The sequence below is a fragment of the Archangium sp. genome, from assembly GCF_036388035.1.
In the GTDB taxonomy this organism is placed as follows: domain Bacteria; phylum Myxococcota; class Myxococcia; order Myxococcales; family Myxococcaceae; genus Archangium.
The window spans coordinates 1-11386 of the sequence record NZ_DASVSO010000810.1; the positions used below are offsets into that span (position 1 = coordinate 1).

Below are 11386 nucleotides of genomic sequence, written 5' to 3' on the forward strand. Positions count from 1 at the left end.
CCAGGCCCGCCAGGAGCACCGTCACCACGTAGCGCCCCGTCTTGGTCCACTGGGAGAAGAGCCGGCTGATGTCCACGCCCCCTCCCGTCAGGACGTCGAAGGCCACCCGCATCATCCCCAGCCCCATCACGCCCTGCACCACCACCTGCAAGAGGATGGAGATGAGCAGCAGGACGCCGATGACCACGAAGGAGTCGGTCACCTGCATGACCACCCCGGCGATGTTGCCGGCGAGGTTGGCCACCGTGCTCACGCCCAGCCCCACGAGCATCGCCACCGACAGCATCAACCAGTCGCGCTTGAAGGCCTCGAAGCAGTAGTCCCAGAGGGCGCTGATGCTCCAGGTGTCCCGCCGCAGGGGAAAGGCCACCTGCGCGGTGTCTCCGGTGCGCTGACGGCAGGAGGGGCAGAACTTCTGCGAGCCCCGCTGACTGCACATCTCACACGTGAAGTTGCCACACCGGTCGCACGTGCCCGTGGCCCCCAACGTCGGATGAAGCGCACACCGAGGCTCCCCCCTCCCACTCCCGGAATCCGTCACGGCCATCGCTCTGCCTCCAGCGGCCTCCGGGCCGGAAGGGCCCCAGGGAGCGCCGCCTCCCTCCCCCCCTCTTTATCAAGGGGCCTCGACTGAGCGAGCATCCCGGAAACGGCACGGCCACCGGGACAGGGGAAAATCGGGGAAACAGGGGGGGTGAATTTTCTTCCTGCCCGCCCGTCTGCTCCAATGTCCTCGCCGTGATGAAATGGTTGGGCCGGCTCTGACACCGGCCTCGGAGAGCCTTCCATGCGTCGCCTTCTCGCCCTCACAGTACCGGCCGCCCTCATGATGGGGACCGGCTGTGTCGCCCACTACCACCAGCCCACCGGCAGCACCTACGAGGCCCGCGTCTACGAGTACCGGTACTCGAACCCCCACCCGGATCCGTACGGCGGGTGGTGCACCGAGTCGTACAGCCACGTCCATGGCTACGCGCCCGAGGACGTCAACACCTACAACTACTCGAACGACGTGTACGTCTACCGGGGCCCCACGGTGGTCTGGTACATGGACTACCACCCGGTGCCCAGCGGCGACCCCTGCTACGTCCACGGCCGCCACAGCCACGACTACTTCCCCCACACGTACAGGGGCAGCACGTACCGCTGGGACAAGAGCCGCTCGGTGTACGTCTACAACAACTACCGGCCCGCTCCGCCCTCGAACGGTGGCTGGGGCAACTCGCACGACGCCTCGCCCGTGAACGGTGGCTGGGGCAACTCGACGCCTCCGCCCTCGAACAATGGTGGCTGGGGCAACTCCAGCCGGCCGCCGCCCCCTCCGGGCACGGGCTACGGCACGCAGCCCCCGAGCGGCAGCGGCGGCTGGGGCAACCAGCCTCCCTCGAATGGCGGCGGCTGGGGCAACCCGACTCCGCCTCCGTCCAACCCGGGTGGCAACACCCCGCCTCCCTCGAATGGCGGCGGCTGGGGCAACACGCCCCCCGGCCACGGTGGCACGCCTCCGGGACACGGCGGTACGCCTCCCGGTCAGGGCGGCTGGGGCAAGCCCCCCGGCCACAACAACAACCCGGGCCGCCCCGGTCGGGACAATGACGACGATTCGTCTCGTCCTCCTCGCGGCAACGGCGGCGGCTGGGGCAACGGTGGCGGCAACAGCGGCGGCAACAACACGCCTCCTCCGCCTCCTCCGCCCAGCAACGGCGGCGGCAATGGCGGTGGCAACGGGGGCGGCTGGGGCAACGGTGGCGGCAACGGCAACGGCAACAGCGGCGGCAACGGCAACAGCGGTGGCAACGGCAACAACAGCGGTGGCAATGGCGGCGGCTGGGGCAACGGTGGCGGCAACAGCGGCGGCGGCAACAGCGGTGGCGGTAACAGTGGTGGCGGCAACACGCCTCCGCCTCCCCCGCCCAGCAACGGCGGTGGCAATGGCGGCTGGGGCAACGGTGGCGGCAACGGCAACGGCAACAGTGGCGGCAACGGCAACAGCGGTGGCAACGGCAACAACAGCGGTGGCAACGGCAACGGCGGTGGTAACGGCAACAGCGGTGGCAATGGCAACGGCTGGGGCCGAGGTGGACGCCGGTAGGAGTTGACCTCCCACGGGTCGTGAGTCGAGGGCCGCTCCCTTCCTTTCGAGGACGGGGGCGGCCCTTCGTCTTTCCACCGGTGAGCACTCGGGAGGAGGTGGGGGGTTGCGTCACCCAGGGGACGTCCACGGCCCGCGGGTGGATTGCCTTCAGGCGGGGGCGTGAAGAACTTGGCGCGCAGCCATGAAGCGTCCGCGTCTCGTCCTCTGCTGTGCTCTCCTCGGGCTTGCCCCGGTCGCATGTGGTCCGTCCAACGACCCGGACCCCGGCGTCGAACGCAGTGACAGTCAGGTGGTGGACCTCGACCACCTCGCCATCTCCGTCACTGGCCGCGCCGAGCTCTTCCCCGAGGCCGCACGCCTGCTCGCAGCCCAGGGGCAAACCCCTCCCTCACTCGAGGGGCTCGAGCTGACCGTCGAGGAGCCCCTGCGCGTCGGCGTGAGCGATCCAGAGGCCTCGCTGGGCAGGGGCCCGGTCGGCTCCAGCGGCGAGTTCTCCGTGTCCGACGTCCCCGTGCGCGAGGTGAACCTGAGTCTCGCCGCCACCCTCGCCAGCGAGGGGCTCGTGCGCAGCTCCACGGTCGTCTTCGACACCGCCTTCACCCGCACGCGGCCCCGCACGGACATCATCAATGCCCGCGTCTGGGCCCTGCCCGTCTCCTTCCACGACACCCTGACCCGGGCCGTGGGCGAGATGTGGATCCGCGCCCACACCAGCGACCGCGCCCGTACGCTGCGCGAGGCCGGCTTCATCCTCGGCCGCGTCGTGGACGCCTCCGGCGCACCCGTGGCCGGCGCCCGCGTCGCGCTCGACCGCGGCGAGCTCGCCCATCGCATCTACTACCCCGCCCCGGACTTGCAGAGCGCCAGCCAGGACGCCACCAGCGCCAATGGCCTCTTCATCTACGTCCACTCCGGCGCGGCGGCGGAGACCTTCAACCTCGCCCTCCAGGGCTCCCGCGACTACCTGCCCCGCAGCGCGGGCGCGGCCCCGGGCCTGGGGCTCGTCCTCACCCTGCACCCGGGCACCTTGTCTCCCTAGGTCTCTCCCACCCGAGCAGGCAGGCGGAGGCCCGGTCGTACGGCTACCCCGTCTGCTTCTTCGGGCTCGCGTAGGGCGCCAGGAGGTCGGGCCGGTCCATCACGGCGCGCAACGCCTTGCCGGCGAAGCCCTCCAGCCGGTCGATGAAGGCGAAGTCGTGCTCCTCGCCCGCCTCGTGCGCCAGCTCATGCAGGATGATGCCGAGCGTCCTGGGCTCCAGCGGGTTCTCCAGCCGCACCCGCCCCCGCATGTTCACCCGTAGCACGCGCCGCTCGCGGTCGTACTCCGCCTCCACGTGGGCGCTCGGGTCGCGCACCTTGCGCTCGAAGAACTCCACGCCCACCTCGCGCCCGATGAGCTCTCGGGACAGGCAGCGCACCAGCCCCACGAAGCGCTCGGCCCGCGGCCCGGGCCGCACCAGCACGTCCCGGGGCGGGCCCTCCATCCGCTCCACGTAGGCGTCCGCTGACTCCACCACCGTCTCGAGCTGCGCCAGCGCCGCGTCCGGCATCCCCCGCAGGTCCACCACCTTCGCCCCGAGCTGCCGCGCCCGGTCATCCGCGCGCGGCCCCACCGCCAGCACCGCCCGCGCCGGCAGCACCTTCGCCACGTAGGCCTGGAGCGCCTCCTCGCCCAGGGTGAAGTGCGCCAGCACCTCCGTCACCCACGCGCCCGACAGCTCCTGCCGGCTCAGCTCGGGCGCCAGCGACTCGAGGATGATGGCCGCCAGCGTGCGCTTGTACGGGTCCCTCGCCGCATCGCGCTCGGCCGCCAGTGGAATGCGCTGCTGCACGTCCACGTGCCACGGCAGGTGGTGCGGCTCCACCGGCAGCCCCAGCTCGAAGAGGTGCGGCGTCTCCCCGGGGCGGGGGTGGTAGAGGTCCACCCGCGCGGGCCGCTCGACGAATCGCTCCACCCCCCGGTGCAACTCCACCGTCTCCAGGGGGCAGTCCTCCAGCGACTCCCGGAGCCTCGGAGGCCGCACGCCCCGCCCGTTGATGACCAGCTCCACCCCCGGCGGTGGGAGGGTGAGGCGCAGCAACTGGAGCGCGGCCTCGCGCTCGCGCTCGCTCGTGTGGCGGAAGAGCCGCAGGCACGTGCCCACCCGGCGCGCATTGGCCTTCACGGTGCGCCCCGAGTCGTCGAAGACGAGCGTGCGCCCCACCGTCTCCACCTCGGCGCGGTCGCTCGCGGCGATCATCTCCTTCAAGCCCCGGCCCTTGCGCCCCCGCCACGTGGGCGGCGTGTCCTTCTCCCCCAGGAAGACGGTGAAGGCGAACTCATCCCGCGCCAGTCCCGCGGGGGCATCGTCCTCGATGCGCACCTCGTCCTCCTCCAGGCGCACCTTCACCCGACGCGCGCGCTGGTCGAACGCGTTCTGCAGCGCCTCGCGCACGAGCTGACCGAGCGGCCGGGCACGGTTGGACCGCCGCCAGCCCTCCTCCGACAACTCGAACCACTCCGCACGACCGTTCCGGGCCTGGGACATGAAGACTCTCCGAGTACGGGAAACACCTGAAAACACCTCGGGCCGCGCGTCTCTTCCCCCGCGCGCCCTCCAGTCCGACGAGGGGTTTGACACCTCCCTGGAGTGGGGCAATGACTGCGGGGTCCCCTCCGGAGCGTGCGTGATGACCCGAGACCTGGTAGCCGCCGCGGCCTCCAACAACGCGTCCTGGTGCGACGCGGTGTGCCGCTCCCATGGCCATCCCGGCGAGTTCTCCGAGGCGCTCTGGCTCAACCGCGGCCCGGTGCCGCGGTTCTACCCGAACGTCGTCACGCTCACGCCGGAGGGCGTGGCTCGACAGCTCGAAGCGCTGTCCGCGCTCGTCCTGCCCGGACACTGGGGCGTCAAGGACAGCTTCGCGACGCTCGACCTCGCACCGCTGGGCTTCCGGGAGCTGTTCTCCGCGCAGTGGCTCCACCTGCCCCGGTCAGGGCCGGCGCCCACCCCCTCCAGCGGGGTGCGCTGGGCCCGCGTCCAGGACGCCCGTGCGTTGGCCTCGTGGGAGGCGGCCTGGAGTGGCCAGCCCGAGAGCGCCAGGCCAGACGCCGCCCACGCCCTGTTCCGTGCGGACCTGCTCGAGGACGCGAGCACCACGTTCCTCGCCGCGTACCTCGGGGACGCCGTCGTCGCGGGGGCCATCGCGTATCGCGCCGCGGGGGTCGTCAGCATGTCCAACACCTTCCTCACCGAGGGCGCCCCCGGAGTGCTGCGCGCGGAGCTTCTCGGGCAGCTCGCGGGGGCCTTCCCGGGCCTGCCGCTCGTGGGTTACGAGCACGGCGACGAGCTGGCCGCGTGGTGCGCCCTGGGCTTCGAGCCCCTCGGCCCCCTGCGGGTCTGGCTGAAGACACCTCCCCCATGACCGCCGTGAAACGCCTCCTCCTGGTCGGCCCCGGCCACGCACACCTCTTCGTGCTGGAAGCCCTGGCCCAAGCGCCCTGGCCAGGAGTGGAGACGGTGCTGGTGACGCGGGGACGCACGCAGCTCTACAGCGGCAGGGTGCCGGGCTATCTGGCGGGGCAGTACGCCCTGGAGGCGGTGAGCTTCGACCTGGAGGCACTGGCGCGAGCGGCCGGGGCGCGGCTGGAGCCGAGCGGCGCCTCGAGCCTGGAGGCGGAGCGGCGCGAGCTGCGACTGGGAGACGGGCGGACGCTGACGTACGACGCGGCGAGCTTCGACATCGGCTCGCTGCCCGCGGACGACGGGGTGCCCGGGGTGCGCGAGCACGCGGTGCCCCTCAAGCCGCTGGAGCAGGCGCTCTCCCGCCTCACGTCGGCCCGCGAGACGGGCCCGCTGCTGGTGGTGGGCGGCGGGGCGGCGGGCGTGGAGCTGGCGCTGTGCCTCCAGGCGCGCACGGGGCGGCCCACGGTGCTGCTGGAGAACGGGAGCCAGGTGCCCCGAGGCGCCTCTCGCGCGGCCGCGCGCCGGGTGCGAGGGCTGCTGGAGCGCCGGGGCATCCACCTCCACCTGGAGTCCCGGGTGACGAGGCTGGAAGCGGACGTGGCGCACCTGGACTCGGGCGAGCGACTCCACTTCGGCACGTGCGTGTGGGCGACGGGGCCCCGAGCGCCGGAGCTCCTCGCGGCGAGTGGCGCGGCCGTGGACGCCCAGGGCTACCTCGCGGTGCGGGACACGCTGGAGAGCCCCTCGCACCCGGGCCTCTTCGCCTCGGGGGACTGCGCGGGCTTCATCAGCGGGCAGCACGTGCCGAAGGCCGGCGTGTACGCGGTGAGACAGGGGCCGGTGCTGCGAGACAACCTGCGCGCCCTCCTCACGGGCTCGGGCACGCCGAGGCCCTACCGGGCCCAGTCGGGCTTCCTCTCGCTGCTCAACGCGGGAGACGGGACGGCGGTGGGCGCGTGGAAGGGACTGGCCTTCCACGGCCGCGCCATGTGGCGGCTGAAGGACCTCATTGACCGGCGCTTCATGGAGCGCTTCCAGCGGTTGGCCGAGCAGCGCGGCAATGGCTGACCGCCTGGGATTGAGTCACGACACCGAGGGCCCCTCAGCGAGTCCCCGCTCCACCTGGAGACGGATTGCGGCCAGAAGACATTCCTCGAACCTGGCGAAGCTGCCGTCCGTGTTCCTCGCGCGGATCCGCTCGGGACTGAGCCGCGTCACCACTTCGCCCAGCTTCTCCTGCAGGTGGTGTTTCTCGCCACCGAGCCATGCCTCCAGTTCCTCCCTGGGCCCTGCTCCTCGTGGCAGGCATTCTTCCAGTAGGGGAGCCCCCGCGACCTGTTCCACGGCCTCACGGTCAGCGAGAATCCAGCCTGCGGTGGAGGGAGTGACAGGCATCAGGTCGACCCGCTCCAACAGCCCCCACTCGACGAGCCCCTTCTGGAGTTCGCGCAACAGGGTGGCCGGCTCCCCCTCGATTGTCTCCGTATCGAAGACGACGATGACCCTGCGGCACCCTCTCTCCACCAAGGTGGCTATCTCAGGGTAGATGTAACGAACCTGTGGAGAGCCATACACACGGATGGTCGAGAACCGTGGCTGCGGCAACCCTCCCGACTGCTCCACCACCTTGCGCCCCAACGTCTCCACGAGCAGCTTGTCCAGGTCATCTCCCACGAGGAATCCCACCTTCGGTACCTCGGGCAGGGAAGAAGGGTTCTGCATGACTCACCTCTCTCCTTCATTCAGGAAGGACCGGTACGCGAAATAGACGTCTCCCAGGCTGGCGGCTCGACGGAGCTTCACGTCGAGAACCTGCTTGAAGGAGTGCTCAGGCGACAACGCGAACTCCAAATCCGTACCGTCGAACAGCACGGTGTTGATTTGCCTGCCCCAGGACATGGCACTGAGGGCACTCGCGCTGAACTGCCCCCCGACGAAGACGAAGACCCCCAACGTCCCCGACAGCTTGCCTTCAAGCTTGCCCCGGAAGGCGAATACGTCCGACGCCGAGAGCTTCTTGGCCCACTTCACCTCCACCAAGAAGTGCCGGTGACCATCGGTGAAGGTGAGGTCGACCTCCTCCCCCACGGGCTTCTGCCTGCGTTGCGGCGAGAGGGCCTCATACGCCAGCAGGTCATGGAGGAGGGCCTCGAGGAGGCGACCACGCTCCTGGGCTCGCCCCGGTTCCACCTCGGCCAGTGCCAGGAAATCCCGTCGGATGTCCGCCTTGTCCCTCATCCCGCCGCCTCCCTCGGGCACCGCGTCAGCCGCCCGTGCCGTCCTCCACCTTGGCGCTACCCTACCTGTCCCCTCTGACACTGGGAGCCCACCTGGAAAGTGATACGATCGCGCCCACCCGTGCGTCCGTCAACGCGCCCAGTATAGCCGAGGCGCCTGACGTGTCAGGTCACATGAGCTGGAAGCGTGTCGCGGATGAACGACAGGGCTCGACCCGGGGAGCGCCAGAGCACTCGATACCCGGGGGTTCTGTCCGGTAGGGGAACCTGTGAGGACAGGAGGCCGCCCCGAGTGGGGTCAGGTGCCCTGGGTCTGCCCCGTCGCCGCAGGGAGCGGCGTCTTGGGGACGAACCAGCGCGGCAGCCAGTCCGCGCCCTTGGACTTCGTCAACTGCGCCTGCCCGCTCCCGTCCGCCCGCATCAGGAACAGCTCCACGTCTCCCGTGCGGTCCGAGGGGAACACCAGGTACTTCCCATCCGGGCTCCACGCCGGCTGGTCATCCACGCTCTTCCCATCCGTCAGCGCCACCGGCTCGCCGCCCGCGACGCTCGCCACCCAGATGCGCGCGTTGCCGCCTTCCTTCCCACGCGCCACGAAGGCCAGCTTCTGCCCATCCGGGCTCCACGCCGGCTCCCGCTCCTCACCCGACGTCGCGCTCCCCGACACCACCCGCAGCGCCGTGCCGTCGGGCTTCACCAGGAACACCCGCGTGCGCCCCTCCCGGTCACTCAGGAAGGAGAGCCACTTGCCGTCCGGGCTCCAGCGCGGCGCCATGTCCTCCTTGTGGAAGGCCGTCAGCCGGCGCACGTCCGAGCCATCCGCCTTCATCACGTAGATTTCCGGATCGCCCTCGCGGCTGGACACGAACGCCACCTGCGTCCCGTCCGGAGACACGCTCGGCTCGAAGTTCCCCTCGCGCGCCGCCGCCAGCCGCACCACCTCGGCGCCCGGGCGCGACTCCTGCCGCACCACGTCGCTGAAGCCCTGCGCGTCCGACTCGGCCACGAACCAGCTGCCGTCCGGGGCCCAGCTCGGGTTGCGCGCGCGCCCCCGGGGCTCCGACAGCATCACCACCTCGCCACCCCCCACCGGCGCCAGCCGGATCTGCTCCACATGCACCCCGCCCACCTCGGCCGCCGCCACCACCATCACCGCGGCGCCATCCGGAGAGGGCGCCATCGGGTACTCATCCTCGGGACCTCGGGTGAGCTGCGACTCCTCGCCCGTCGGCCGCACCAGCCAGACATCCTTCTGGGGCGCCCGCTCCGAGACGAAGGCAATCACTCCGGGCATCCCTCGCCGCTCTTGCTCGGTGAGGGGCCCGGAGCCGGATGCGGCTCGGCCACACGTGCCCGCCTTGCATCCGACCCCGAGCAGGGCGAGCACGGCCAACCGCCGCGCCCCACCCCGCCACGCCTGTTTCGCGAAGTCCCGAGTCATCACGCCACGTCTATTACCGCACCTGGATGGCGTCGGCGATGACCTGGTAGCCCGCCGTGGTCCAGCGGCTCAGCTGCACCTTGTTCCAGCCCGCGGAGAAGCTGTAGGTGCCCAGCGTGTTCCACCGGCCGCCGTTGATCTGCTGGTTCACGTTCACCGTGGCCAGCTTGGTGCCCGCGGCGTTGTAGACGATGAAGGGCGCCGTCGTCGAACGGTCGGTCGCCGAGGTCCACCAGGCGTCGACGGTCTTGGTGGCCGCCGCCGGCAGGTAGAAGTAGAACGTCACCGGCTCCGACACCGCCGCGGTGGAGGCGGCGTAGTAGCCCGAGCCGTAGTACCCCCCCACGTTGGAGGAGGAGACCCAGCTGGTGCCCGTCACCTCGACGTAGCCCTTGGAGGTGTCGTTGTTGGCCTGGTTGCTGTCGATGATGATGCTGGTGCCCGTCGTGCCGCAGTAGCCCTGCACCTTGCTGATGTAGCTCGACCACGGCCAGTTCGGGCCCGGATCCGTGCGGGTCGCCGGCTGCAGCCGGCCGTGCGCCACGATGTGGTAGCTGTCACGAACAATCGTCTGGCCCTTGGTGATGTCGCACGTCAGCTTCGCCGACGCGTCGATCTGCCCGGCCGGGAAGCTCGACTGGCTGGCGAAACCGCCGTGCTCGATGCCCACCGAGAAGTTGTTGACCGACGTGCCCTGCAGGCCGCACATCACGCCGCCGTTGAGGTTGCAGTCGTAGCTGGCGCCCACGTGCCAGCCGCGGTTGGCCTCGAGGACGAGCTGCGAGATCTCCGAGCCGCTCTCGTTGACGACGTAGTGCGCGCTCACGCCAGAGGCGGAGTTGACCAGCCAGCTCCAGCAGCTCGAGTAGCTGCCCTCACAGGTGTGGATGACCACCATGGAGACGTCCGTGCCCGCCGGACGCGAGTTGTAGTTGGGAGACGGGCGCCAGATGGCGGGAGCGTAGTCCGCGCTCAGGGAGCGCTTGCTCGGCGAGGCGAACTTCGCCTCCACCTGCGAGGGCATGATGGAGACGGCCAGGTCGCCCGCGGGCGTCTGGGCCACGACGCCCTTGCGCATCACCTCGTACACCGCGTTGTGGACGTACTCGGCCTGCGCCTCGGTGTTGTCGATGCCGCTGAACTTCGCGGCGGCCGGGGCCCAAGCGCCCAGCTCCGCGCGGTTCACGTTCAGCTCGGTGGCGTACGCGGACAGCAGCGCCGCGGCGGCCCGGATGTTGGCCTCGGGCTGGGTGCGCACCGCCTCCTCGGACACGCCGGCCAGGCGCGCGCCCTCGGAGAGGCGCTCACCGCGCAGGGCCATCAGGCCGTACGCCGCGGGCATCCCCTCGAACTCCTCGGCGCCCTGCACCATCTCGAAGCGCGTCTCCGCGTAGGAGATGGCCTTGAGCAGGTTGGCCGGAACGTTGAAGTCGGCGCCGGCCTTGGCGAAGGCGGCATCCAGCTCGTACGGGGTGCGCTCGGCCTCGCGCTGCGCGGGGGTGCGCGAGTCCTCGACGGCGGCGGGAGCGGGGGTGGACGTCGGCTCCTGGGGACCACAGGCGGCGAGGGAGAGGGCGGCGGCGGCAGCGGCCACCAGCGGCTTACGGAACGGGTGCATGAGCACTCCTGGGGAGGGTGGGGGGAAAGTCATGGCTCCGCCCCTCCTGGGGAGAGCCGGGCATAAGATGCACTTTCCCGGTCCCCAAGGGAAGCACGTTTTTCTCAGAACCCGGTTCTACCTCCCAAAACTTGATTTGAATCGATCAAGAAGTCCGAGGGGCCCCGGCCGGGCGGCCAGTGGGTCGACAGGAGGTCCAAGTCCAGTGGCGACGCGGGCGGCGGGCTGGGTTAGGAGAAGGGCATGCGCCTCTTCGCCATCGGGGACACCCATCTTCCCTCCACGCGCAACAAGGACATGCACCGCTTCGGGTGGACGGATCACCCGCTGCCGCTGCAGCGAGCCTGGGACGAGAAGGTGCGTCCCGAGGACGTGGTGCTGGTGGTGGGCGACATCTCCTGGGCCACGCGCCCCACCGAGGTGCTCGCCGACCTCCAGTGGATTGACGAGCGCCCGGGCCGCAAGGTCTTCGTTCGCGGCAACCATGACTACTGGTGGGGCGACTCGGCCTCAAAGCTCAAGCGGCTCCTGGAGCCCTTCAAGACGGTG

Annotated in this window: 10 protein-coding genes and 1 pseudogene; 5 read left to right on the forward strand and 6 right to left on the reverse strand. The window is 70.5% G+C overall.

Annotated elements, in window-relative coordinates:
* Nucleotides 1-547, reverse strand: a pseudogene (locus VF697_RS33320) (hypothetical protein); the annotation flags it as partial.
* A gap of 240 nt (nt 548-787) precedes the next feature.
* On the opposite strand from VF697_RS33320, the gene VF697_RS33325 reads away from it, so the two are divergent.
* Nucleotides 788-2092 carry a hypothetical protein gene (locus tag VF697_RS33325; protein WP_331101354.1) on the forward strand — a complete coding sequence of 435 codons (1305 nt, stop codon included), beginning with the start codon at nt 788-790 and terminating at the stop codon, nt 2090-2092.
* Nucleotides 2093-2276: 184 nt separating this feature from the next.
* On the forward strand, nt 2277-3134 hold the full coding sequence (locus tag VF697_RS33330) for a carboxypeptidase-like regulatory domain-containing protein (protein ID WP_331101356.1): 858 nt from the start codon (nt 2277-2279) through the stop codon (nt 3132-3134).
* Nucleotides 3135-3177: 43 nt separating this feature from the next.
* Here the strand turns inward: VF697_RS33330 and VF697_RS33335 are convergent, their stop codons facing one another.
* On the reverse strand, nt 3178-4623 hold the full coding sequence (locus VF697_RS33335; protein WP_331101358.1) for an ATP-binding protein: 1446 nt from the start codon (nt 4621-4623) through the stop codon (nt 3178-3180).
* A 139-nt stretch (nt 4624-4762) separates the two neighbouring features.
* Between VF697_RS33335 and VF697_RS33340 the strand changes: the two genes are divergently transcribed.
* Both VF697_RS33340 and VF697_RS33345 read left to right on the forward strand, forming a co-directional pair.
* On the forward strand, nt 4763-5500 hold the full coding sequence (locus VF697_RS33340) for a hypothetical protein (RefSeq protein WP_331101360.1): 738 nt from the start codon (nt 4763-4765) through the stop codon (nt 5498-5500).
* On the forward strand, nt 5497-6609 hold the full coding sequence (locus VF697_RS33345) for an FAD-dependent oxidoreductase (RefSeq protein WP_331101362.1): 1113 nt from the start codon (nt 5497-5499) through the stop codon (nt 6607-6609). Before VF697_RS33340 ends, VF697_RS33345 begins: the two co-directional genes overlap by 4 nt.
* Nucleotides 6610-6624: 15 nt before the next feature.
* Here VF697_RS33345 and VF697_RS33350 read toward each other — a convergent pair whose 3' ends face one another.
* The 4 genes from VF697_RS33350 to VF697_RS33365 form a co-directional block, all read right to left on the reverse strand.
* Nucleotides 6625-7263 carry a hypothetical protein gene (locus tag VF697_RS33350; protein WP_331101364.1) on the reverse strand — a complete coding sequence of 213 codons (639 nt, stop codon included), beginning with the start codon at nt 7261-7263 and terminating at the stop codon, nt 6625-6627.
* Between the two features lie 3 nt (nt 7264-7266).
* Nucleotides 7267-7779 (reverse strand): hypothetical protein, encoded by a 513-nt coding sequence (locus VF697_RS33355; RefSeq protein ID WP_331101365.1) that lies wholly within the window; start codon nt 7777-7779, stop codon nt 7267-7269.
* Between the two features lie 297 nt (nt 7780-8076).
* Nucleotides 8077-9072, reverse strand: a complete 996-nt coding sequence (locus VF697_RS33360; protein ID WP_331101366.1) for an LpqB family beta-propeller domain-containing protein — start codon at nt 9070-9072, stop codon at nt 8077-8079.
* Between the two features lie 160 nt (nt 9073-9232).
* The gene (locus VF697_RS33365) at nt 9233-10837 is read right to left on the reverse strand and encodes an N-acetylmuramoyl-L-alanine amidase (RefSeq protein WP_331101367.1); all 1605 of its coding nucleotides are present in this window, start codon (nt 10835-10837) and stop codon (nt 9233-9235) included.
* A gap of 243 nt (nt 10838-11080) precedes the next feature.
* Here VF697_RS33365 and VF697_RS33370 point away from each other — a divergent pair.
* Nucleotides 11081-11386, forward strand: a 306-nt coding sequence (locus tag VF697_RS33370) for a metallophosphoesterase (RefSeq protein WP_331101368.1), incomplete at its 3' end; no start/stop codon positions are given.